Below are 24,909 nucleotides of genomic sequence, written 5' to 3'. Positions count from 1 at the left end.
GAGGAAGCTATGGAAAAATTAATGAGTCAAAGAATTCAAATCTTAAAAGATAAAATGTTATCAGCACCACGTTATGCATCTATTGAACAGGCACGTATTATTACACGTGTTTATCAGGAAAATGAACATTTATCTATTCCTAAAAAAAGAGCCTTATCTTTAAAAGCAGCTATGGAAGAATTGGAAATAGGCTTTGAAAAAGAAGAGTTAATTGTTGGTAATCGTACAAAGGGTGTAAGATATGGTGTTGTTTTTCCAGAAAGTGGATGTTCATGGGTCAACAACGAATTTGAAACATTACCAACTCGACCACAAGATCAGTTTCATGTAAAAGAAGAAGATATTCAAGAATTTAGGGAAAAGATTTATCCTTATTGGAAAGGAAAATCAATGGAAGATGTCATTAAACATCATGGCGGTCAGGAAATTCAAAGTATTGCTAAGGTTGTAAAAATCAATCAAAAAGATCATGCTCAAGGTCATATTTGTCCTGACAGCGCATTATGGTTAAAGATGGGACCATTAGGAATCATGAATCAGGCTCAAGAAAAATTAAAGACATGTGAGGAATCACAAAAAGAGTTTTATGAATGTGTTGTTCTGGTTATGCAGGGTGCCTGTACATTTATGAAAAGATATCATGATATGATTATGGAAAATATTGATGAAGTGGAAGAACCTTATCAACAATCTTTAAGAACAGTCGCAAACAATTGTTTAAATCTCACAAAACGTCCACCTGAAACATTCCATGAAGCTGTGCAATCCTTATGGTTTTTATTCGTCCTATTGCATATGGAATCTAATGCGTCTTCTTTTTCTCCAGGAAGAATGGATCAATACTTATATCCTTATTATCAAAAAGATATAGAATCAGGAAAGATATCTATGGAAGATGCTTTAGACATCTTAGAATGTTTATGGTTAAAATTTAATCAGATCGTTTATTTACGTAATCAAAATAGTGCCAAATATTTTGCAGGATTCCCCATTGGATTTAATATTGCGATTGGGGGCGAGGATGAAAATGGTAATGACACCTATAATGAGCTTTCTTTACTTTGTTTACAGTGCCAATATGATTTAGGACTACCACAACCGAATTTATCAGTACGTTTAAATCGCAATAGTTCTCATGAGCTGATGCAAAAAGCCATTGAGGTTGTATCCAAAGGAAGTGGTATGCCACAATTCTTTAATGATGAAGCCATTGTTCATGCGTTAATGGAACTAGGTATTGAAAAGAAAGATGCTTTAAATTATGCAATTGTAGGTTGTGTAGAATTAACAACACATGGCAACAATTTAGGTTGGTCTGATGCAGCTATGTTTAATTTGAATAAAGCTTTGGAATTGACATTGAATCATGGCAAGTGTTTATTGACAGATGAACAGATTGGATTGAATCTAGGAGGATTGGATACTTATCAGACATTTGAAGATTTAGAAAAAGCCTTTCAACAACAAATTGATTACTTTATAGACAAGATGATGCAATGTGAAGTCATCGTTGAAAAAGCTCATCAAGATTGTTTACCAACAGCTTTCTTATCATCAGTTATTGACGATTGTCTAGAAAATGGTTTAGATGTCACAAAAGGTGGAGCTAAATATAATCTATCTGGTATTCAAATGATTCAAATCGCAAATTTGGCGGATTCTTTGGCTGCCATGAAACAATTGGTTTATGATGATCAGGTTATTGATGCTAAGGAATTACTAGCAGCCTTACAATCAGATTTTAAAGGATATGAAATCATTCAGACAATGTTGTTAAATAAAGTGCCTAAATATGGAAATGATGTAGAATGGGTTGATCGTTTAGGAGCTAAATGGGCTGAGTATTTTAGATCAAGAATGAAAGATTATACGAATTATCGTGGTGGCCCATATCATACAGGTATGTATACAGTTTCAGCTCATGTTCCAATGGGAGAAAATGTTGGTGCTTCTCCTGATGGAAGAAATGCTTTAACGCCATTAGCTGATGGGGGTATGTCACCTGTTTATGGACGTGATTTGAAAGGGCCAACAGCAGTTTTAAAATCAGTATCACGTTTAAACAATAGTTTGACAACAAATGGTGGCTTATTGAATATGAAGTTTTTACCAGAGTTTTTTGAAACAAAAAATGGAATGAACAAATTTGAAAACTTTTTAAGAGCTTTTGTTGATTTAAAAGTTCCACATATTCAGTTCAATGTTGTCAGACGTGAAGATCTCGAAGATGCCCAGGTTCGTCCTCAACTTCATAAATCATTAACAATACGCGTGGCAGGATATACAGCTTATTTTGTAGAGTTAGCGCATAAATTACAGGATGAAATCATTGAAAGGACAACATATGACAACATCTAAAGCATTAGTGTTTGATATTAAAAGATTTGCTGTACATGATGGGGATGGTATTAGAACAACCATTTTCTTTAAAGGCTGTCCCCTTCATTGTATATGGTGTCAAAATCCCGAGGGTATATCACCACAAAGACAACCTGTTTATTTTCAAAACAATTGTATACATTGTCGCTGTTGTGAAAAGTATGCAAAAGCAGGACAAATGATTTATCAAAATGATAGACCTTATTTTAATAAAGATTATCAAGGAAATTTTGATCAATTAATTCATGTCTGTCCATCGGCTGCAATTCGTTATGACAGTCAATATTATGATGTTGATATGCTGATGAAAGAAATTGAGTCTGATCGTGTTTTTTATCGTGATAGTGGTGGAGTAACTTTTTCTGGTGGAGAACCATTTATGCAGGGAGAGTTCTTAATTGATATTTTGAAACGTTGTCACCAACAACATATTCACACTGCCATTGAAACAACACTTTATACGTCATTAGATTTCATTCAAAAAGCATTACCATATCTTGATCAGATTTATATTGATTTAAAAATCAATGATGAAGATATGCATCAAAAGTATGTTGGAGGTTCATTATCAACAATCAAAAAACATATTCAATATGTCTTAGAAAGTGAACATAGACATAAAGTGATTATCAGGACACCATTGATTCCTCAAATCACTGCGACAGAACAAAATATTCAATCTATTAGTCAATTTTTATCGCATATTTATCCAGATGTCCAATATGAATTACTCAATTATAATCCCTTGGCATCTGCTAAATATGAGTGGGTTGATTTTGATTATGGGATTGATTCAAAATATAAGAAATTAACAGATGAAGAAATGGAAACATTTTATCAAATTGTTTATCAAAATGGTATCAAAAATTTAATCAAAGAATAACAGGAGGAGAAGATTATGGAATTTATTATTGATACAGTTGATTTAGAAGAAATTAAGGAAGCCGTTGCTTATATGCCTATCGTAGGTGTTACAAGCAATCCTTCTATTGTCAAGAAGACAAGCCCAGAGGATTTCTTTGCACATATGCGAGCAATCAGAGATATTATTGGAAAGGATAGAAGTCTTCATATTCAGGTGATTTCTAAGGATTGTCAAAGCATGGTCAAGGAAGCACATAGAATTCTTGAAGAAATAGACAGACAGGTCTATATCAAAGTACCCGTATCTTATGAAGGAATCAAAGCGATTAAGATGTTGAAGGAAGAAAACATTCATGTCACAGCGACAGCAGTCTATGATTTGATGCAGGCTTATATGGCACTGGCAGCAGGGGCAGACTATATTGCACCCTATGTCAATAGAATTGGAAATCTAGGAGCAGATCCAATGGAGCTCATCAATGAATTATCAAATCGTATTGTCATGGATGGATATGATACAAAGATAGTCGCAGCATCATTCAAGGGAGTGCAACAGATTAGAGATGCCTTCAATTATGGAGCGCAGTCCATTACAGCACCAGTAGAGATCTTGAAACAGATTTTCAAGAATCCAAGCATAGAAAAAGCAGTAGATGATTTCAATGCCGACTGGTATAGCATGTATGGTGAAGGTAAAGGAATATGTGATTTATAAGACGAGGAAACTCGTCTTTTATGTTATAATGAAACTAAGGATGTGGAATGATGGATAAGTATTTATATATCAAACAGTTATTTGAAAATATGCAAGATCAAAATCAAGCATTATCTATGGCCCAATATATGAAAAATCAGTTTGTTTTCTATGGAATACCAACCCCTCAAAGAAGAAAGCTTTATAAAGATTTTTTGAAGCAGGAAAAGAAACACAAACAAATTGATTGGGATTTTTTAGATTTATGTTATCAGGATTCTCATAGAGAATTTCAATATTTTGTCTGTGATTATTTAAAGATGTTTCAAAATCAATTGGTTTATGAAGATATTCAACATATGAAAGTTTATATAAAAGATAAACAATGGTGGGATTCTATTGATAATTTTGATACGATTATTGGTCAAATTGGATTAACAGATCAACGTGTTGATGATTTAATGCTGGAATGGTCATTAGATGATGACTTTTGGCTAAGAAGATTAGCTATTGATCATCAGTTAGGACGAAAAGAAAAAACAAATACCATCTTGTTAGAAAAGATTCTTGTGAATAATTTGAATAGTCATGAGTTTTTTATCAATAAAGCAATAGGCTGGATATTAAGAGATTATTCTAAAACAAATCCACAATGGGTTCGTGATTTTATTCAACAATATCATGAAAAAATGGCTAAACTTTCCATTAAAGAAGGCAGTAAGTATATATGATAGAATCTGATAGAGATTATTTTTTGAAGAAAATCAATAAAGAAAGGAAGTATTGAAAATGATAATGATAGGTGTTCTAGGCATTGTTTCATGTATGATTATTTTATATGTCATAGTAAGTCAAAATCGTTATTTTCAATGTCAACATTGTCATCGAACATGGAAACCTCACTTTTTTCAGGTTATAGGCAATGTGAATCGTCAGGTTCAAGATTATCATGTTCAATGTCCTTATTGTCATACGATTCAAAATATCAAGCTTTCAAAAAAGAAATAAGTTGTGTTAGAATAAAAAGTAAGAAAAGAGGTTAGGCGTATGAAGGAAATCATTTTAGGAAGTACAGGTATTCAAGTTGTACAAAATGGGTTTGGAGCATTACCCGTTCAAAGAGTTTCTAAAGAAGAAGGGGTCACTATTATAAGAAAAGCCTATGATGGAGGAATGCGTTTTTTTGACACAGCAAGAGCTTATAGCGACAGTGAAGAAAAATTAGGAGAAGCATTACATATTTATCCGCGTAGTAGCTATTATATTGCAACAAAGACAATGGCAACGACACCTGAGGAATTCTGGAAGCAATTGGACACATCATTATCGTTATTGAAAACGGATTATGTGGATATTTATCAGTTTCATTGTGCTTCACAAGTTTATGCACCAAATGATGGAACAGGTATGTATGAATGTATGTTAGAAGCTAAAAAACAAGGGAAAATCAGACATATTGGAATCACTGCTCATCAGTTACAAGTTGCATTAGATGCTGTTGATTCTCATCTCTATGAAACAATTCAATTTCCTTTTAGTTATTTATCATCTCAAAAAGAAATAGAACTGGTTCAAAAGAGCCAAGAAGCTAATATGGGATTCATTGCGATGAAAGGGTTAGCTGGAGGATTAATTAATCAGTCACGTCCAGCAATGGCTTATATGAGTCAATTTGATAATGTTTTACCTATTTGGGGAATTCAAAAAGAAAGTGAATTAGATGAATGGTTATCCTATATGCAGGATACACCGGTTCTTGATGATGAAATGAAGGCATTTATAGAAAAAGAAAAAATAGAATTATCAGGTGATTTCTGTCGAGGATGTGGATATTGTATGCCATGTCCAGCAGGTATTATGATTAATCAATGTGCCCGTATGTCATTGATGTTAAGAAGAGCACCATCACAAAACTGGTTGACTGAAGATATGCAGGCAGAAATGAAAAAGATTGAAGGTTGTTTGCATTGTGGTCAATGTTCAAGTCGATGTCCTTATGAATTAGATACCCCAGCACTGCTTCAAAAGAATTATGAAGATTATCAGAAAGTCTTATCTGGTGAAGTGAAAGTTCAATAACAGCATGATTTCATGCTGTTATTTTTTTGAAACATGTTATAATAAAAATAATAGTGGAAAAGGAGAGACAATATGAGCAAGATTATATTTTTAGATGTTGATGGAACATTAATTGATTATGAGGCTAAATTACCAGCTTCAGCTGCTCAGGCAGTGAATCAGGCACGTGCAAATGGACATAAAGTTTATATTTGTACAGGTTGTTCAAAAGCTGAAATTGAACAGAGAAACCTTTGTGAATTAGATGGTATGATTGGTGGGAATGGAGCTTATGTAGAAGATCATGGACATGTTGTGATGCATCAGGGATTATCAAAGGAAGATGTCAAACATATTGTAGACTGGTGTAATGAAAGACATTTAGGATTTTATTTAGAAGCCAATAGTGGTATGTATTGTAATGATTATATGTTGGAACAGGGACCAGAAACAATGGTGAAATATGCACAGGGTAAAGGTGCGGATTTAACGAAAGCTAAAGAATCTTCAAAGAAGTTTATGGATGGTTTTATTCATTTGCAGGGAGAAGATTTATATCGAGATGATGTGAATAAAATTAGTTTTATTTTAAGTCGTTATCAAGATCATTTAGATTCTCAAAAAGAATTTCCTCATTTGATTGCGAATACATGGGGAGGTAAGGGAGAAGTGGCCTTGTATGGTGATTTAGGTCCAACTGGTATTACAAAGAGACATGCTATTGAAGTTTTATTGGATTATTTAGGTGCTGACCAAAAAGATACGATTTCTTTTGGAGATGCTAAAATTGATTTATCTATGTTTGAATGTTGTGATTATAATGTGGCTATGGGAAATGGTGGCGAAGAAATTAAAGCTGCTGCTGATTATATTACAACAGATGTTAATGATGATGGGTTATATAATGCTTTTCGTTATTTAAAATTAATTGATTAGGGATTGATGTTAAAATTATCAACAGAGACTCTTTATAAAGAGGTCTGTTGATAATTGTTTTTTTGTGTTATTGATTTCTTTTGTTTTTTGAATAAAAATGCTATAATAAGGAACGGATTATAAGGAGAGGATTTTGTGAAAGAGCCGAAATATAAATTTATAGATATACATAAAATTGAAGCTAATGGGAATCAGCCAAGAACACATTTTGAAAATGAAAAAATTCAGGAATTAGCTGTATCTATTCAACAAAATGGATTATTACAACCTATTGTGGTCAGACCTTATCATGGGAAGTATCAGATTGTTGTTGGGGAAAGACGTTATCGTGCATGTCTTTTGGCAGGTATAGAAGAAGTTCCATGTCTTGTTCAAAATTATGATGAACAACAGACTGCCACAGCTGCAATTGTTGAAAATATTCAACGAGAGAATTTATCAGCCATTGAAGAAGCATTAGCATATCAACAAATCTTAGATACACAAAATATAACACAGGAAGAATTAGCTCAAAAAGTTGGTAAAAAGCAATCAACTATTGCAAATAAGTTAAGGTTATTACAACTTCCGATGACTGTTCAAGAAGCAGTACGAAGAAAAGATATCACAGAAAGACACGCCAGAGCTTTATTAAAGTTAGATACAACAGCAAAACAAAATAATATGTTAAGAGAAATTATGGATAAGGGTTTAAATGTTGAACAGACAGAAGAAAAAATCAAAAAGAAAATTGAACCCAAAAAGCCAAAACCTAAAACAAAAAGTATTTCACAAAATTTAAAAATTGCTATGAATACATTAGATCAGGCTGCCATGATGGTACAGCAGGCAGGAGTGGAAACAACAGTAGATATTTCTGAAACAGATGAAGAAGTTGTTTATGTGATTAAGATGAAAAAATAATGAGATGTATTGATATATATTATGTCTTGTGATAGAATGCATAGCAGATATATGATTGTTTGCCGCCGGGTAAATTTTAAGCATTGGTTTCGTATCGATAGGCCATTGAAGATACGACAATCAGTGCTTTTCTTTTGTAAAGATAGAAAAGGTGACAAAAGTCAATAAAATGTTTAATATATCTATTCAATTGATAAAATGAAAGGATAAAGAAAACATGAAGAAATTAGAGAGTTTACAGGAATTTTTTAGGTATACATCTTTAAATGTGTTAGGTATGATTGGTTTATCGTGCTATATTTTAGCAGACACATTTTTTGTTTCTAAAGGACTTGGTACAGATGGATTGACAGCTTTAAATTTGGCTATTCCTATTTATAGTTTTATTCATGGAAGTGGCTTGATGATTGGTATGGGTGGTGGAACAAAATATTCCATATTAAAAAGCCAGGAACATCATCAAGATGCAAACAAGACATTCACTCATGCTGTTTTATTAGCTATATGTTTTGCGATTATTTTTGTTTTGATAGGTTTCTTATTTTCTGGAACAATTATTTCATTATTTGTTGAGCAGGGGAATGTTTTTGATATGTCAAAAACATATTTACAAGTGATATTATTGTTTGCGCCAGCTTTTTTAATGAATAATGTTTTTCTTTGTTTTGTACGTAATGATGGGGCACCACAGCTTTCCATGGCTGCAATGCTAGGAGGAAGTTTTTCTAATATTGTTTTAGATTATATCTTTATTTTTCCTTGTCAAATGGGCATTTTTGGAGCTGTCTTTGCGACAGGATTAGCTCCTATTATCAGCATGTGCATTTTATCACCACATTTTTTCAAAAAGAAAAATCAATTTCATTTTATAAAAAGTACAATTTCATTAAAAACAATCACTGGTATTTTCTCAAGTGGTGTACCCTCTTTGGTTACAGAAGTTTCTTCTGGAATTGTCATGATTGTTTTTAATACCATTATTTTAAATCTTGAAGGGAATGTGGGTGTTGCTGCATATGGTGTTATTGCTAATTTATCATTAGTTGTCATGGCTATATATACTGGGATTGCTCAAGGTATACAGCCATTAATGAGTCGAGATTATGGCTTGAATCATTTAGATAACATTTATAGAGTATTGAAATATGCATTATTAACTATGTTAATAATTTCAGCTGTTATTTATACAACTGTTTTCTTTGGTGCATCTTCCATCACACAAATATTTAATAGTGAGAATAATGCAATGTTGCAGACAATTGCAGCACAAGGGTTGAAGTTATATTTCATTGCTTGTCCATTTGCTGGATTTAATATTATTTTATCAATGTATTTTACTTCTGTTGAACATCCTTTGCCTGCACATATTATTTCTTTATTAAGGGGATTTATCATTATCATTCCAATGGCTTTTCTTCTCTCCACAATAGCAAAGATGAATGGTGTCTGGAGTGCATTTCCAGTGACTGAACTGATTGTGGCTGTTGTTGGACTGGGATGCTTTGAATGGTTAAAACATCATCATTATAGTGAATAAATAAAACACTATGTTTGAATGAACCTGATTGCTTGGTTAACAAACATAGTGCTTTTTATAATAAATCAAAGTGATATGAGAGAGTCTATTCAAAAGCTACACAAACAGGTGCAGGTATTTCAATTGAAGAGTCACTTAAAACAAGTTCTTCTGTATCTTCATTGAATGTCATCACCTGTAACAGATTGCTACCTTGACATGCAACAATTAAATAACGATCATCAACAATTTGGAAATCTCGAGGATCTTTTTTTGTATGAACCATATAGAGTAAAGAAATTTTACCACTTTCTTTATTGACGCGGTACATAGCTATACTGTCATGCCCTCTATTTGATACAAAAAGATGATTTCCACTATGACTTAAGCGAATAGCAGCTGCACTTGAAAAACCTTTAAAATGTCTTGGTATACAGTGAATAGCCTGTATTAATTGGAAATGTCCCTGATAATATTTAAAGACCATAATATTATTAGCAATCTCATTGACAAGATAGGCAAAACGACCATCATGAGAAAAAATCATATGACGTGGACCAGAACCAGGAACAATATTTAAAGTATAATGAGGATCTTCTAATAAAACACCCTGAGAGTAACGATACATAACGACTTTATCAGCACCTAAATCAACAGAATAAACAAATTCCTGATCAGGAGTGATGCCAACATAATGTGCATGTGGACCTGTTTGACGTTTTAAAAGATCGGGACCTAAACCGACATGATGAACTGCACAAATTTTTTGAGTAATAATACTATTTTCTAATTGGTAAGAAGCAGTTGCGCCAACATGATAATTCGCCGCAAAAAGATAGCGATTATTTTGATCAACGCATAAATGTGTATAAGAACGACCACTGGAATGATAATTATTATTTAAAATCAGTTCATCTTTATAGATTGAAAAACTTCCTAAACCCCCTCCATAACTATGAGAATTGGCATTTTTATAAGCAACATATAATGTATGATCATTACATATCATATAAGCAGGGTAGTCTTGAGTTTCGATTTGTTGAATACGTTTCATTTCTAATGTTTTTTCATCAAATTTCATGATATAAATACCTTTATCATGATGTTTTCCATAACTTGATACATAAAAGATTTTCATGTTAAAGCTCCTTTCGCTATATAAAATATTTTATCATAATATTTTATGAAATGAATAAAAAAAGGTATAAAAACATAGAAATAATAAAAAGAAAATTATAAAATTCTTTCATAATACACAAAAGTGTAATACAATAGATACTATATTGAAGGAGGAAGCGAATATGGAAGAGAAGTTAATGTTAAGTTTATTACAAAAAAATGCGAGGATGAAGATTACTGATTTAGCGGCCGCCTTAGATGAATCTAAAGATAATGTCATTCAAAAATTAACGGAATTAGAACAGAAGAAAGTGATCTGTGGTTATCATACAATTGTCAACTGGGATTTAACAAATACAGAAATTGTAACAGCATTGATTCAAGTCAATGCAAGTCCAGAAAGAGAATATGGCTATGATCGTATTGCGAGTCATATTTATAAATTTGATGAAGTTGATACAATGTATTTATTGAGTGGAAGTTTTGAATTTGTATGTATTGTTAAAGGAAAGACAATGCAGGAAGTTGCTCATTTTGTGGCTAGTAAACTGGCATGTGTAGATGGAGTGACAGGAACATCAACTTATTTTGTATTAAAACAATATAAAAATAATGGTGTTGTTTTAATTGAAGATGAAGATGGAAAAAATGATAGATTGGTGGTGACTCCATAATGGATTATAATGATATTTTAAGTGATAGAGTCAAAACAATTAAACCAAGTGGAATTAGAAAATTCTTTGATTTAGCTTCACAAATGGAAGATGTCATATCTTTAGGAGTTGGGGAACCGGATTTTACAACACCTTGGGCTATTCGAGAAGCTGCGATTTATTCCATTGAAAAAGGAAGAACATTTTATACAGCCAATCAGGGATTGCAGGAATTAAGAGAAGGAATCTGTCGATATTATCGTGATCGTTTTCATGTGGATTATAATGCCAAAGAGAACTGTATTGTGACTGTTGGTGGGTCAGAAGGTATTGATATTGCGATTCGTGCTATATTAAATCCTGGGGAAGAAATGATTGTTTTGGATCCTGGATATGTAGCTTATACACCTGGTGTTGAGCTTGCAGGAGGGGTTCCTGTCACAATTAATTTACGTCAGGAAGATGAGTTTAAATTAACACCAGAGCTTTTAAAAGCTGCGATTACACCCAAAACAAAAGCATTATTGATTAATTATCCATCAAATCCAACAGGTGGATTTATGACAAAGAGTGATTATGAAAAGATTGTTCCTATTATTAAGGAATCAGGTCTTATTGTGATTTCTGATGAAATTTATGCAGAATTGAGTTATGAAGAAGAATTTTGTTCAATTGCTTCATTTGATGAAATCAAAGATCAGGTGATTGTTGTGAGTGGTTTTTCTAAAGCCTTTGCGATGACAGGATGGCGTTTAGGTTATGTTCTCGCTAATTCTGTATTTACAAAAGCTATGAATAAAATTCATCAATATATTATCATGTCTGCTCCTTCTGCTGCCCAATATGGAGCTATTGAAGGATTAAGACATTGTTATGATGAAGTCTTGAAAATGCGAGATTCTTATAAGGCTAGACGAAACTTTTTAGTGAAAACATTTAATGATATGGGACTGGAAACATTTAAACCTCAAGGCGCTTTCTATGTTTTTCCATGTATTCGTTCAACTGGACTCACATCTGATGAATTCTGTGAAAAACTGTTAGAAGATCAAAAAGTAGCTTGTGTTCCAGGAACTGCTTTTGGACCAGCAGGAGAAGGATTTATCCGTGTTTCTTATGCTTACAGTCTTGAAGAATTAAAGATTGCAACTCAAAAAATAAAAATCTTTGTAGAGAAATGTAAGGCAGCACATGATTAGAGTCTTATTATGTTGTGGTGGAGGCTTTTCATCAAGTTATGTCGCTGAAAGAATGAAAAAGGAGATTATTGCCAAGAACTTATCGAATCAACTTGAAATGGAGTTTTCTCCTTTTTCTCTTGTTTTAGAAAAGATAGATAACTTTGATATTATTATTTGTTGTCCACATTTAAATATTTATGTCAAACAGTTGCTTGAAAAGACTGATGTTCAAGTCCCTATTTATATTTTACCACCAAGAATGTATGGAAATATGGAGATTGAAGAAATCTATCAGGATGTTATAGATTTGTTGGAGATTTATCAGCAGACACATATGAATCCTGTTCATTTTCCTGGTGAAGAAAATGTATTAAAAATAACAAGACAAAAAGCCTATAAACATGTTTATCAAAAGTAAGAACGTTGATTCTTGCTTTTTTTATAATGAAAATCGTTATAAAATAGAGTTATGAGAATGAAAAAAGAAGAAATACCAGAAAAGAGGTCAAAGAGATGTGGATTTTATATGCATTTGGTTCAGCATTTTTTGCAGGTATAACAGCTGTTTTAGCAAAATGTGGTATACATGATACAAATTCACATGTAGCGACAGCTCTCAGAACAATTGTTGTTTTGATTTTTTCATGGATTATGGTTTTTATTGTAGGTTCTTTTCATGAAATAGCGAACTTATCTTATCAGACAATACTTTTTTTGGTGTTATCAGGTCTTTCGACAGGTGCATCCTGGTTGTGTTATTTTAGAGCCTTACAATTAGGAAATATTAATAAAGTGGCTGCAATAGATAAGACAAGTGTTGTTTTAACAATGATTTTAAGTTTTATCTTATTTCATGAAACAGTCGATATTTATAAAATTATCGGGATGATTTTGATGATGACGGGAACTTTTTTGATGTTGGAGAAAAAAGAAACAAGTCAGAAAGAAGACAATCATTGGTTCATTTATGCTGTGTTATCAGTTGTCTTTGCCAGTTTAACAACCATCTTAGGAAAGGTAGGAATCAGTCATATTGAAAGCAATTTAGGAACTGCCATTCGTACAAGTGTTGTCTTGGTGATGGCATGGGTTGTTGTGGTTGCGACAAATGCGCAAAATAGCGTTAAAGAAGTTCCCAAACATGAACTCATTTATATTTTTTTATCAGGTATAGCGACTGGAACTTCATGGTTATGTTTTTATAGAGCATTACAGATTGGACCAGCCAGTCTTGTCACACCGATTGATAAATTGAGTATCTTAGTCACAGTGCTTTTCTCTTATATTGTCTTTCATGAAAAACTGAATTTAAAATCTTTTATTGGATTAATGATGATTGTGGCAGGAACGCTTATTATGTTACTTTAATCACAAAAAACAGGATGCATTAGGCATCCTGCTTTTGTTCATCTTTATGTTCTTCTCTTTTTAACATTTCTTCATAACTGAACATACAGCCACAATAATTTTGACGATACATTCCATATTCTTTTGTCATTTGTGTTGATTTTAAATAACCATTATTTTTCTTAAAATCAGCATATAAGAATTTTGGTGATTCACTTTGCCATTGATCTCCAATCTCATTAATCCATTGACTATTTTTATGTGGTGATACACTTAAAACAGTTGTCCAATAATCATAATGATTGATCTTTGCATAATCAAATGTTTTACGCATTCTCAAGCTATAACAAAGACGACATCTTACACTTCCTTCTGGATAATCTTTTAAAGGATAAAGATGAGAAATCCATTCACTATTATTATAAGGATCTTCAATGACTTGAATGTTTTGATTGAAATCATGATTAAATCTTTCAATAAAAGATAATAATTCATGGAAACGTCTTTGATATTCATCAGATGGATAAATGTTGGAATTGGAATAATAGATTGTGATTTCAAAATGTTCGCATAATTCTTTAATCACATTGCTAGAACATGGTCCACAACAGACATGAAGTAATAATGTTGGTTTCTGATTGCCAATTTTTTGAAGTTCTTCCTGTAATTTAAGATCATAATTGATTTTCATTATTGAATAAACATACAATCACCAAATGAGAAGAAACGATATTTTTCTTCCACAGCATGATGATAAGCTTTCATAATATAATCTTTATCAGCAAATGCACTCACAAGCATCACTAATGTTGATTTAGGAAGATGGAAATTGGTAATCAAAGCATCAATAGCTTCAAACTGATAACCTGGATAAATAAAGATATCAGTACTTTCCTGTGTAGCTTGAAATTTTCCATATTTTTTAAAGTTGGCTTCAAGTGTTCTTGTTGAAGTTGTTCCAACACTGATAATGCGTTGTCCATTGGCTTTGGCTTGATTAAGCTTTTGGGCAGTATCTTCATCAATCATATAAAATTCACTATGCATATGATGTTCTAATACATCATCAACCTTCACTGGTCTAAAAGTGCCTAGCCCTACATGTAAAGTGACATCTAGGATTTCAACACCTTTGTCTTGAGCTTTCTTTAAAATATCTTCAGTAAAATGTAAGCCAGCGGTAGGTGCGGCGGCACTACCTTCGACTTTAGCATAAACAGTCTGATAACGATGAGGATCATCAAGCTTTTCCTTGATATAAGGAGGAAGTGGCATTGTGCCAAGATGATCTAAGACTTCATAGAAAATACCTTCATACATCATTTGAAAATGACGAATACCTTCTTCTCCAATATGTACACATTTGGCTTTTAAAGAACCATCTCCAAAAGTAATGATAGTATCCATTTTCACAATACGTGCATTTCCCACAAGACATTCCCATACATCTTCACCTAAATCTTTAAGAAGCAAGACTTCAACATGACCACCAGTTTCTTCTTTTATTCCATAAAGTCTGGCAGGAATGACTTTTGTATTGTTTCTGACTAAAATATCCCCAGCATGTAGATAGTCTAAAATATCATAAAAATGCTTGTCTTCAATCGTTTTTGTTTTTCTATCTAAGACCATTAAACGTGAAGTATCTCTTTTTTGTAGAGGAGTTTGCGCAATCAATTCCTCTGGTAAATCATAATCAAATTCACTAATTTTCATTTAAAACGCCCTTTCATAAACATCTCTACCATAACTATTTAAAAATTCTTCTTTAAAATCTAATAAACGATCTTCCTGAATGGCTTTTCTTATATCTTCACTTAATTGAAGTAAGAAAGCAACATTATGAATAGATAATAAACTTTTTCCAAATAATTCATCACATTTATGTAAATGTCTTAAATAAGCACGTGTATAGTTTTGACATGTATAACAATGACATTTGTCATCAATAGGCGTAAAGTCATATTTATATTTTTCATTATTAATATTCATACGTCCATGATGTGTCATTAATGCTCCATGTCTTGCAACTCTTGTTGGTAAAACACAGTCAAACATATCAATACCACGAATAGCCCCTTCAATTAAATCAATAGGATTCCCAACACCCATTAAGTAACGTGGCTTATCCTGAGGGAGCCATTTCACTGCATCATCAATCATTTTATACATGACATCCTTAGGTTCACCAACACTTGTTCCTCCTATAGAATAGCCAGGGAAATCCATTTTCACTAATTCTTTAGCTGACAGTTCTCTTAAATCCTCAAATTCTCCACCTTGTACAATCCCAAATAAAGCCTGATCTTTTCTTTTATGAGCATCTTTACCACGTTTTGCCCAACGCAGAGTTCTTTCCACACTTTTTTTCATATATTCATGTGTTGAAGGATATGGAGCACATTCATCAAAGCTCATGATAATATCAGCACCTAAATCATTTTGAATTTGAATAGATTTTTCAGGAGATAAAAATAATTTCTTTCCATCAACAATACTTTTAAAAGTCACGCCTTCTTCTTCAATCTTTCTTGTCTTTCCTAAAGAGAAGACTTGAAAACCACCACTATCAGTTAAAATAGGACCATCATAATTCATAAATTGATGTAATCCGCCAGCCATTTTAACAACATCTTCACCAGGTCTTAACCATAAATGATAAGTGTTTGCTAAAATGACTTGAGAATGCATTTCTTTTAATTGTTCTGGAGAAATACCTTTCACTGTAGCAAGTGTTCCTACTGGCATAAACATAGGTGTTTCAACATCGCCATGTGGTGTATGTAAAATCCCATATCTTGCACCAGATTGTTTACAAACATGTTTTAATTCATACCAAAAACCTTCCATTTTTTCACCTCTTTTTTAGCATACTCATTATACATGAAAGGATGTATAAGTTCAAATTTTATTGATTGAAATTCTATGAAAAAGAAAAGAGTATGTTAAAATAAAGATAAGGGATGTGACTGTTATGGAGTATGTTTGGATAGTGGTATTGTTGTTATTGGGGATTGCTATGGTAGGAAGACCTGATCTGTTATGGAAAATAGAACATTTCTGGGATGTGAAGAATGGAGAACCTTCAGAGTTGTATATCGCTTTGATGCGTGTTATGGGAACGTTTTGTATTATTGGCTCTATTATATTTTTAATTGCTCTTTTTATTTAAAATCATTCGATCATCTATATGTCAATATAATATGACTAAATCTAGATTTAGTATAAATGGTTTATGAGATATATGTATTGAATTTATGATAGTTTTACAAAAGAAAAGGATAGTATCAGAAGTTTAGAAAACTGAAAATATGAAGCTTTATGAACTCAATAATATAGTCAATATTGATTTGGAAAGTAGCCATAAATAGGTGGCTTTTTGTTTATGATCAGCTTTGTTGGTATTTTGGATTACCATTACACATAAAAGGGTGTATAAGTTTAAATTTTATCAATATTCATCCATAAACATATCAATAAAAAGTAATATTTTCATATTGTTTGTTATCATATACATAAAATGATTCATATTATGTTTATCAATTTCAGATATAGTTTATAAAGTGTAAGTTTAAATGTTAAAAAAGATAGAGTTGTATTTTTTATAATATTATCAAATAAAGGGTTGAGAAAATATGGATATACAAATATATAAGAAGAAGTATTGCATAGTTATAGGTGTTATTTTACTTGTTTTAATGGGGATAGGTTCTATTTGGGATTATCAGATTTCACAGTTTTTTTATAATTCGTCTAATATTTTTGGTGTTTTTTTGGCTGGCTATGGTCAAATACCTGCCTTGTTATGTATGGCTGCAATTGGAACATTATTATTACGTATGATAGATAAGGATAAGCAAATAAAGACGATGCTATATTGTTGTTTGTCACTACTTTTTAATTTTATTGCTGTTATAGGGATCACAATAGGAGCTTTATTATATATTTCTAGAATGACAACATTATTAAGCTTAGTGATAGCTATTGGCATTGTAGGAATTGTTGATGTATTGATTTATCGACTTAGTAGCCATGCATCTCAGGATACAATAAAAAAGATAGTGATTTTTATTTTATTAATAGTTTTAATTGAAGTTTTTGTTGTTAATATTGTGAAAATGACATGGGAACGCCCCCGTATGCGAATGATTAGTAGTCGTCATGATGTCAGTTTTCAGCCTTGGTGGGTTATAGGAAATACAATGAAAGATCAGCTGATGGCTTTAGGTGTAGCAAGTGAAGAATTTAAATCCTTTCCATCTGGACATACAGCGAATGCGGCTTGTGCGATGTTGTTATGTGTATTGCCTTTGTTGAATAGTCACTTAGAAGGAAAAGAAAATTTATTATTTTTTATAGGGGTTTGCTTTACTTTTTTGGTTGCATTATCAAGAATCATTATGGGAGCTCATTTTTTAACAGATGTTGTGACTGGAATGGCAATAAGTCTTGTGATACAAATGATTATGGCTCGAGTCATATTCAAAAATTATAGCAAGGATAAGGTTGATTGTAATGGTGACATAGGAATAAGATATAAATAAAAAAGAGGATATGCATCCTCTAATCAAAAGTGACATATTCATTTTTTAATGGTGGAATGACTTTTAAGTCATCCACTTTTAATAAACAGAAATTTCCGTTGATATCTGGATCATACTGGACATCAATTGTACCAGTGACTTCAACCCATTCATTAGGAATCAGTTGTTTAGCAGCAGGGTGTTCACAGACCATACCAATTAAAGACGTATCTTCTTCACAACAAACCATAGCTAAACGTCCTAATACAAAGCCATCTTCTAATTGCTTATCACGACCAATGAATTTTCCTCTGAGAGTGATTTTCTTATGATCGTATTTATCAGGATGATCCAAGGCATCCATACAGAAAAGACCAAAATCATGATCTAAAACATTGATATAATCCTGTTGAATATCAAATGGTAATTCATCATCTTCTAGAGTGTTGACAGTGCCATCTTCTTTTTCATAAATAATCTGACATGTAGAATTAATGGCTTTAATATTATTTCTTAAGAATGATTTTTTAATAGAATCATCAATTCTATTAAAAATCAATAAATCACTATGAACAACATGTTGATATAATAAAGAACGCATGTTTTGAATATACAAAGCAAAAGTCTTAGCATTGATGGTTGTTAAAACTTGGACAACTTCCCATCCTTCAGGTTTTTCACATTCAATAAGATGATCAACATTAAACATTCCATTCACTTCCATGAGGACTTGAGTTGGATGATATTTGTTTTCAAGTTCGGTTAAAAATTCAAGATTGAATTCATCTTCTTTATGAATATAAACCAAATCACAATTAAATGATTCAATATCTTCCTGATTATATTCTTTTTCACCTTGTTCACTGATAATTAATAAAGTTTTTTCATTATTGCAGAAATCTGTTGTTGTAATGGTATCAATAATAAATGAAGATTTTCCGCTATCTAAAAATCCTGTAAATAAATAGATTCTTGTATTCATTATTCTACTCCAAATAATTCATAAATTTTGTCTTCTAATAAATCTTTACCAATAACACAGATACGACCAGTGTAATCAGCACTACCAAAACGAATTTCATATTCTCCAGGTACTAAATCAAAGTGTAACCATTTCTTATCTGGTGTAGGTAAAATACCTTTTGCACGCAAGATATCTCCATATTCATGAGATGAAGATAAAGTCTGAAGAATTTGATCTAACTGTTCCTGTGTATAAGTATGAATTGTTTCTTTTCCTAAGCTTGTAAAGACTTCATCAGCATGATGATGGTGGTGGTGATGACCACATCCACATTCATGGTCATGATGATGTCCATGATGACATTCTTCGTTTTCGTGGTGGTGATGGTGACAACATTCATGATGTTCATCATGATGATGACAATGTTCGCCATGTCCATGATGATGTTCGTGATGGTGGCAATGTTCACCATGTTTATGATGATGGCCGCATTCTGGACAAATATCTGCTTCTTTCATTAAGATGTCCTGTAAAGAATTTTCATTTTCCATTGTCTGTAAAATTGTTTCACCACTTAATTCATCCCAAGGTGTTGTAATGATAGAAGCTGTTGTATTCATAGATTTAATGATATCAATAGCTTCCTGAATCTTATCTTGTGGTACATCCTGAGTACGACTTAAAATAATAGTAGAAGCATATTCAATCTGATTATTAAAGAATTCTCCAAAGTTTAGTGAATATGTTTTACACTTTTTCACATCAATAACACTACAGAAACTATTCAATTGAAGTTCATCACTGTGAACATCCCTAACTGCTTTAATGACATCAGAAAGTTTACCAACTCCAGATGGTTCAATCATAATACGATCAGGATGATACTTAGCTACGACTTGTTTTAAAGCTTCGCTAAAATCACCGACTAATGAACAACAAATGCATCCAGAGTTCATTTCTGTAATTTCAATTCCAGCTTCTTTTAAGAAGCTTCCATCTATACCAATTTCACCAAATTCATTTTCAATTAAAACAACTTTTTCATTTCCTAAACAATCCTGAATAAGTTTTTTGATTAATGTTGTTTTTCCAGCTCCTAAAAAACCAGAAATAATATCTACTTTACTCATTTATTCGACCTTCTTTCTTTTTTTGTATTATAGCACTCGTATTTTTAACAAGCAAATGAAATAACATACATTTTCTCTTGATAAAAAAATGAACAGGTCTATAATTGTTAGTATACTAATAGTTAGTAAGCTAATGAAAGGAGGGCTTTTTTATGGAAACGCCTTTACATACGTTATTGTTTAAGACTTTTCATGCACAACGACAAAAAAATCGAGCGAATATGAATGCATTTCAATTGTCGCCAGGACAACCTAAAGTTTTGCGTTATATTCAAAGTCATGAGAATTGTAAATTAAAAGACATCGCAAAAGAATGTGATGTAGAATGTGCCACAGTCAGTAAAATGCTAGATAATCTTGAAGAAAAAGGGATGATTATACGTAATATCAATCCACAAAATAAACGAGCTTATCAGGTGAATTTAACGGATAAGGGAAGAAGGGCTTTACAGAAGTGGGAGGAACACTGTATGGAAGTGGAACAGATTTCTTTACAGGGTTTTACTCCTGAAGAAAAAGAACAGTTTCAAAATTATTTATCAAGAATGTATACGAATTTAACTGGGAAAAAGATTTTATAGGAGGAGTCATATGATTAAGCGTTTATGGCCATATGCTAAAAAATATCGTAAATATTTTATTTTGGCATGTGTTTGTATTATTAGTGAAACAGTATTTGAACTTGTGATTCCTATGTTGATGGCCAATATCATTGATGTAGGGGTTACAAATAAGGATACCAATTATATTGTTATACAAGGAATCCTTATGATGATTTGTGCAGTCATTGCTTATATTTTAGGTGTTTTGTATGCTCGTTTTGCAGCAATTGCCGGACAAGGATTTGGAGCAGAAATTAGAAAAGATGAATTTGAAAAAGTTCAGAATTTTTCATTTGCGAATACTGATCATTTTTCAACATCATCTTTAATCACCCGTTTAACAAGTGATGTTATTATCATTCAAAATGCGATATGTAATGGAATTAGACCATTGGTCAGAGCGCCTTTTATGCTTTTGTTGGCATTGTTTTTTACATTCACGATCAATGCCAAGCTAGCGTTGATATTCTTAGTTGCGACACCTATTTTAGGTATTGGTTTATTTGTCATTGTGAAAAAGGTAGGACCATTATATAAACTGATGCAATCCAGTGTTGATAATATCAATACCGTCGTTCAAGAGAATTTAAATGCTATGCGAGTTGTCAAATCTTATGTAAGAGAAGGATATGAATCTGAGAAGTTTGAAAAAATGAATGAAGGATTAAAGGAAAACAGTGAAAAAGCTTTTCGAACTTCAGTTTGGAATATGCCATTATTTCAATATGTGATGTATCTGACAATTGTTTCTATTCTTTTCTTTGGTGGACGAATGATTTTAAATGGAACAATGCAGGTAGGAGAATTGACTGGATTCTTAAGTTATGTTTTACAGATTTTAAATGCCTTAATGATGATTTCGAATGTCTTTTTAATGCTGACACGTTCTATTGCCAGTTGTGAACGTATTATTGAAGTTTTAGATGAAGTTCCTGATATTCATGATCCACAAAATACATCTTTAACAGTTGAACAGGGTTGTATTGATTTTCAGCATGTTTATTTTAAATATAAGTCTACAGCTAAAGAATATGTTTTAACTGATATTGATTTGCATATTCCTAGTGGTTCAACAATTGGTATTTTGGGAGGAACAGGAGCGGCGAAAACGAGTCTTGTTCAACTGATCCCTAGACTTTATGATGTCAGTGAAGGAGAAGTATTGGTAGATGGTCATAATGTGAAAGATTATTCTGTAGAACATTTAAGAGATAGTGTAGGAATGGTTTTACAAAAGAATACATTATTCAGTGGTACAATTAGAGAAAATCTACTTTGGGGGAATAAAGAAGCCACTGATGAAGATATACAATGGGCATGTCATATTGCCTGTGTTGATGAATTTATCAATCAATTCCCTGATGGATATGAAACAGACCTGGGGCAAGGTGGTGTCAATGTTTCTGGTGGACAGAAACAAAGATTATGTATTGCCAGAGCGTTATTGAAAAGACCAAAGGTATTAATTCTCGATGATTCAACGAGTGCCGTTGATACTGCCACTGAAGCAAGTATTCGAGAAGGTTTGGCCTCTTTAAAAGATACAACAAAAATTATTATAGCTCAAAGAGTATCAAGTGTTCAGCATGCAGATCAGATTGTCATTTTAGAAGATGGACATATTCATGCTGTGGGAACACATGATGAGTTGTTGGTACATGATCACATTTATCAGGATATTTATTATTCTCAATTGGAAGGAGCTGGTTTATAATGGCAAGACAAATAACGAATGCAAAGCCTCAAGATATGGTCAAGACATTAAGTTCCTTTAAAAAGTATATAGGATATCATAAATATGCTTTATCATGTGTTGCTGTATTGGTTGTTTTAAGTACAGGGATTAATCTTTGGGGAACTTTTCAAATTCGTACGATTATTAATCGTTATCTATTGCCTGGGGATTATCAGGGATTAGTTTCGTTTATTATATTTATGATTGTTGTCTATATGATAGGTGCCACTGCGACAGCCATATATAAACAATTGATGGTGCATACTTCTCAAAAGATTGTCAAAGAGATGCGACAGGATTTATTTGAAAAGACACAAAAGTTACCAATTCGCTATTTTGATAGTCATACTCATGGTGAAATAATGAGTCATTTTACTAATGATTTGGATACTGTTCAGGATGCATTGAATAACTGTTTTGATAATTTGATTCAAAGTTTTATTATGATTGTCGGAACCTTAGTGCTGATCTTTGTATTAAGCTGGCAATTATCTTTGATTGTTTTTGCTTGTATGTTGATTATGTATTTTTTGATTCAATATCTGACAAAACGCAGTAAATATTATTTTTCTAAGCAACAGGCTGCTTTAGGAGACTTAAATGGTTTTATTGAAGAGATGGTTGATGGTGTCAAAGTTGTCAAAGTTTTTAATCATGAACAAGATAATATTGAGGAATTTAATCGTCGTAATGAAATCTTACAACTGGCAGCAACGAATGCTTTGACCTATTCAGGACGTACTATTCCTTCTGTTGTGAGTATTTCATATTTGAATTATGCTATTGTTGCCTGTGTAGGAGGATTTTTAACAATTTCTGGTTTTATGGATTTAGGAAGTTTGTCTTCTTATCTGGTTTTTGTCAGACAGACTGCACAACCAGTCAATCAATTTACACAACAATTGAATTTCATTTTAGCAGCTATGGCAGGGGCTGAAAGAATATTTGATATGATGTCAGAAAAACCAGAAATTGATGATGGTCAAGTTACATTAACAAGAGTGCGTAAACATAAAGATGGTCATTTAAGTGAATGTCAGGAACATACAGGATATTGGGCATGGCGTCATCCTAGACCAGATGGAAGTATTGAGCTTGTCGAATTAAAGGGTGATGTGCGTTTCCATGATGTGGTGTTTGGCTATGAAGACAATGTTCCTATTTTAAAAAATATTAATTTGTTTGCGAAACCGGGACAAAAAATTGCATTTGTTGGAAGTACAGGTGCAGGAAAAACAACCATTACAAATCTGATTAATCGTTTCTATGATATTCATAGCGGTAGTATTACTTATGATGGCATTGATGTCAAATTAATTAAAAAAGATGATTTAAGACATTCGATTTCTATTGTTTTACAAGATACACATTTATTTACTGGAACGATTGCTGATAATATTCGTTATGGAAAACTGGATGCGACAATGGACGAAGTGATAGAAGCAGCAAAATTGGCTAATGCCCATAGTTTTATCAAACGTTTACCAAATGGTTATGAAACCATGTTGAGTGGGGATGGGGCCAATCTTTCACAAGGACAGCGTCAGTTACTAGCCATTGCCAGAGCAGCAATTGCTGATCCACCTGTTTTGATATTAGATGAAGCAACAAGTTCGATTGATACCCGTACTGAAAAATTAATTGAAAAAGGTATGGATCGTTTAATGGAAAATCGTACAGTTTTTGTGATTGCTCATAGATTATCAACAGTCAGAAATTCAGATGCGATTATGGTGTTAGATCATGGTCAAATTATTGAACGTGGTAGTCATGATGAATTGATTGCACAAAAAGGACGTTATTATCAGTTATATACAGGACAATTTGAATTGGATTAAAAAATAGCACTTGATTGTGCTATTTTTCTTTCCCTAAAAATGTTGCGATACTTCTGACCATTGCTCCAGTTGCTCCAATATTTGGTTTTTTCGCAGTAGAAGCAATATCCAAATGAATCCATTGTATGTCTTTTTCAACAAATGCTTCTAAAAAGTTAGCCGCAACACTGGCATCACCACCAAATGTCATTGAACAATTTGTCATATCAGCACTATTTGATTTTAATTTATCAAAATATTCCTGATCTAATGGTAATCGCCATCCTTTTTCATCTGCTGCTTTCATAGCTTCTTCAAATTCTTGATAATAGGCATCATCATTAGCGAAAACAGCAGTATAAACATCTCCCAAGGCTGGACCAGTCAAAGTTCCTAAATCAATAAGGTGACTAGCTCCTAGTCTTTGTGCATATGTGATAGCATCACATAAGATCAGTCGTCCTTCTGCATCTGTGCTTACGACCTCG

The 24,909-nt window shown here is 32.5% G+C and carries 24 protein-coding genes and 1 pseudogene; 18 read left to right on the top strand and 7 right to left on the bottom strand.

Annotated elements, in window-relative coordinates:
• The first annotated feature begins 9 nt into the window (after positions 1-9).
• The 9 genes from E0K96_RS04405 (at position 10) to E0K96_RS04365 (ending at position 9,371) form a co-directional block, all read left to right on the top strand.
• Entirely contained in the window at positions 10-2,358 is a 2,349-nt protein-coding gene (locus E0K96_RS04405) for a glycyl radical protein (RefSeq protein WP_168081479.1), read from the top strand.
• Positions 2,321-3,262, top strand: coding sequence for a glycyl-radical enzyme activating protein (locus E0K96_RS04400; protein WP_224759503.1), 942 nt, complete (start codon positions 2,321-2,323; stop codon positions 3,260-3,262). Before E0K96_RS04405 ends, E0K96_RS04400 begins: the two co-directional genes overlap by 38 nt.
• A 15-nt stretch (positions 3,263-3,277) precedes the next feature.
• Positions 3,278-3,958: a fructose-6-phosphate aldolase gene (locus E0K96_RS04395; RefSeq protein WP_087297917.1), complete on the top strand. Its 681-nt coding sequence runs from the start codon at positions 3,278-3,280 to the stop codon at positions 3,956-3,958.
• Positions 3,959-4,008: 50 nt separating this feature from the next.
• Positions 4,009-4,668, top strand: coding sequence for a DNA alkylation repair protein (locus E0K96_RS04390; protein WP_087936535.1), 660 nt, complete (start codon positions 4,009-4,011; stop codon positions 4,666-4,668).
• A gap of 58 nt (positions 4,669-4,726) precedes the next feature.
• Entirely contained in the window at positions 4,727-4,945 is a 219-nt protein-coding gene (locus E0K96_RS04385; RefSeq protein ID WP_129738343.1) for a hypothetical protein, read from the top strand.
• A gap of 39 nt (positions 4,946-4,984) precedes the next feature.
• Positions 4,985-6,016, top strand: a complete 1,032-nt coding sequence (locus E0K96_RS04380; RefSeq protein WP_129738341.1) for an aldo/keto reductase — start codon at positions 4,985-4,987, stop codon at positions 6,014-6,016.
• Positions 6,017-6,088: 72 nt separating this feature from the next.
• Positions 6,089-6,931, top strand: a complete 843-nt coding sequence (locus E0K96_RS04375) for a Cof-type HAD-IIB family hydrolase (protein ID WP_087304715.1) — start codon at positions 6,089-6,091, stop codon at positions 6,929-6,931.
• 135 nt (positions 6,932-7,066) lie between these two features.
• The gene (locus tag E0K96_RS04370) at positions 7,067-7,834 is read left to right on the top strand and encodes a ParB/RepB/Spo0J family partition protein (RefSeq protein WP_168081477.1); all 768 of its coding nucleotides are present in this window, start codon (positions 7,067-7,069) and stop codon (positions 7,832-7,834) included.
• A 217-nt stretch (positions 7,835-8,051) separates the two neighbouring features.
• Positions 8,052-9,371, top strand: coding sequence for an MATE family efflux transporter (locus tag E0K96_RS04365; RefSeq protein ID WP_168081475.1), 1,320 nt, complete (start codon positions 8,052-8,054; stop codon positions 9,369-9,371).
• A gap of 85 nt (positions 9,372-9,456) precedes the next feature.
• On the opposite strand, the gene E0K96_RS04360 is transcribed toward E0K96_RS04365, so the two are convergent.
• On the bottom strand, positions 9,457-10,488 hold the full coding sequence (locus E0K96_RS04360) for a lactonase family protein (RefSeq protein WP_168081473.1): 1,032 nt from the start codon (positions 10,486-10,488) through the stop codon (positions 9,457-9,459).
• A 163-nt stretch (positions 10,489-10,651) separates the two neighbouring features.
• On the opposite strand from E0K96_RS04360, the gene E0K96_RS04355 reads away from it, so the two are divergent.
• The 4 genes from E0K96_RS04355 (at position 10,652) to E0K96_RS04340 (ending at position 13,671) form a co-directional block, all read left to right on the top strand.
• On the top strand, positions 10,652-11,143 hold the full coding sequence (locus E0K96_RS04355) for an Lrp/AsnC family transcriptional regulator (RefSeq protein ID WP_087244899.1): 492 nt from the start codon (positions 10,652-10,654) through the stop codon (positions 11,141-11,143).
• Positions 11,143-12,321 carry an aminotransferase class I/II-fold pyridoxal phosphate-dependent enzyme gene (locus tag E0K96_RS04350; RefSeq protein ID WP_168081471.1) on the top strand — a complete coding sequence of 393 codons (1,179 nt, stop codon included), beginning with the start codon at positions 11,143-11,145 and terminating at the stop codon, positions 12,319-12,321. Before E0K96_RS04355 ends, E0K96_RS04350 begins: the two co-directional genes overlap by 1 nt.
• On the top strand, positions 12,314-12,721 hold the full coding sequence (locus E0K96_RS04345) for a PTS sugar transporter subunit IIB (protein WP_087936529.1): 408 nt from the start codon (positions 12,314-12,316) through the stop codon (positions 12,719-12,721). The genes E0K96_RS04350 and E0K96_RS04345 overlap by 8 nt, the downstream gene beginning before the upstream one ends.
• A 95-nt stretch (positions 12,722-12,816) precedes the next feature.
• Positions 12,817-13,671: an EamA family transporter gene (locus E0K96_RS04340; RefSeq protein ID WP_168081469.1), complete on the top strand. Its 855-nt coding sequence runs from the start codon at positions 12,817-12,819 to the stop codon at positions 13,669-13,671.
• Positions 13,672-13,690: 19 nt separating this feature from the next.
• Here E0K96_RS04340 and E0K96_RS04335 read toward each other — a convergent pair whose 3' ends face one another.
• From E0K96_RS04335 to tgt, 3 genes are read right to left on the bottom strand one after another with little or no spacing between them, the layout of a single operon-like run.
• The gene (locus E0K96_RS04335; RefSeq protein ID WP_168081467.1) at positions 13,691-14,341 is read right to left on the bottom strand and encodes an epoxyqueuosine reductase QueH; all 651 of its coding nucleotides are present in this window, start codon (positions 14,339-14,341) and stop codon (positions 13,691-13,693) included.
• Positions 14,341-15,366, bottom strand: a complete 1,026-nt coding sequence (gene queA, locus E0K96_RS04330) for a tRNA preQ1(34) S-adenosylmethionine ribosyltransferase-isomerase QueA (RefSeq protein WP_087244894.1) — start codon at positions 15,364-15,366, stop codon at positions 14,341-14,343. Before queA ends, E0K96_RS04335 begins: the two co-directional genes overlap by 1 nt.
• On the bottom strand, positions 15,367-16,500 hold the full coding sequence (gene tgt / locus E0K96_RS04325; protein WP_087304722.1) for a tRNA guanosine(34) transglycosylase Tgt: 1,134 nt from the start codon (positions 16,498-16,500) through the stop codon (positions 15,367-15,369).
• A gap of 124 nt (positions 16,501-16,624) precedes the next feature.
• On the opposite strand from tgt, the gene E0K96_RS04320 reads away from it, so the two are divergent.
• Positions 16,625-16,822 carry a DUF6199 family natural product biosynthesis protein gene (locus E0K96_RS04320; RefSeq protein ID WP_087244892.1) on the top strand — a complete coding sequence of 66 codons (198 nt, stop codon included), beginning with the start codon at positions 16,625-16,627 and terminating at the stop codon, positions 16,820-16,822.
• A 463-nt stretch (positions 16,823-17,285) separates the two neighbouring features.
• A complete protein-coding gene (locus E0K96_RS04315; RefSeq protein WP_206080592.1) occupies positions 17,286-18,194 on the top strand; it encodes a phosphatase PAP2 family protein in 909 nt (302 codons plus the stop codon).
• A gap of 19 nt (positions 18,195-18,213) precedes the next feature.
• On the opposite strand, the gene E0K96_RS04310 is transcribed toward E0K96_RS04315, so the two are convergent.
• Together E0K96_RS04310 and E0K96_RS04305 are read right to left on the bottom strand one after the other, a co-directional pair.
• A complete protein-coding gene (locus tag E0K96_RS04310; RefSeq protein WP_168081465.1) occupies positions 18,214-19,155 on the bottom strand; it encodes a TIGR03943 family putative permease subunit in 942 nt (313 codons plus the stop codon).
• A complete protein-coding gene (locus tag E0K96_RS04305; protein WP_168081463.1) occupies positions 19,155-20,267 on the bottom strand; it encodes a CobW family GTP-binding protein in 1,113 nt (370 codons plus the stop codon). Before E0K96_RS04305 ends, E0K96_RS04310 begins: the two co-directional genes overlap by 1 nt.
• 152 nt (positions 20,268-20,419) lie before the next feature.
• Here E0K96_RS04305 and E0K96_RS04300 point away from each other — a divergent pair, with 152 nt between their 5' ends.
• The 3 genes from E0K96_RS04300 to E0K96_RS04290 are packed head-to-tail and all read left to right on the top strand — an operon-like array spanning position 20,420 to position 24,442.
• Positions 20,420-20,848, top strand: a complete 429-nt coding sequence (locus E0K96_RS04300) for a MarR family winged helix-turn-helix transcriptional regulator (RefSeq protein WP_168081461.1) — start codon at positions 20,420-20,422, stop codon at positions 20,846-20,848.
• 10 nt (positions 20,849-20,858) lie between these two features.
• Entirely contained in the window at positions 20,859-22,583 is a 1,725-nt protein-coding gene (locus E0K96_RS04295) for an ABC transporter ATP-binding protein (RefSeq protein ID WP_168081459.1), read from the top strand.
• On the top strand, positions 22,583-24,442 hold the full coding sequence (locus E0K96_RS04290) for an ABC transporter ATP-binding protein (protein WP_168081457.1): 1,860 nt from the start codon (positions 22,583-22,585) through the stop codon (positions 24,440-24,442). Before E0K96_RS04295 ends, E0K96_RS04290 begins: the two co-directional genes overlap by 1 nt.
• A gap of 19 nt (positions 24,443-24,461) precedes the next feature.
• Here the strand turns inward: E0K96_RS04290 and E0K96_RS04285 are convergent.
• Positions 24,462-24,909, bottom strand: a pseudogene (locus E0K96_RS04285) (M17 family metallopeptidase); the annotation flags it as partial.

It is taken from the genome of Massilimicrobiota sp. SW1139 (assembly GCF_012027715.1).
Lineage (GTDB): Bacteria > Bacillota_I > Bacilli_A > Erysipelotrichales > Coprobacillaceae > Allocoprobacillus > Allocoprobacillus merdigallinarum.
Note: the sequence above shows the minus strand (reverse complement) of the source record. Positions and strands in the feature narration are given on the sequence as shown.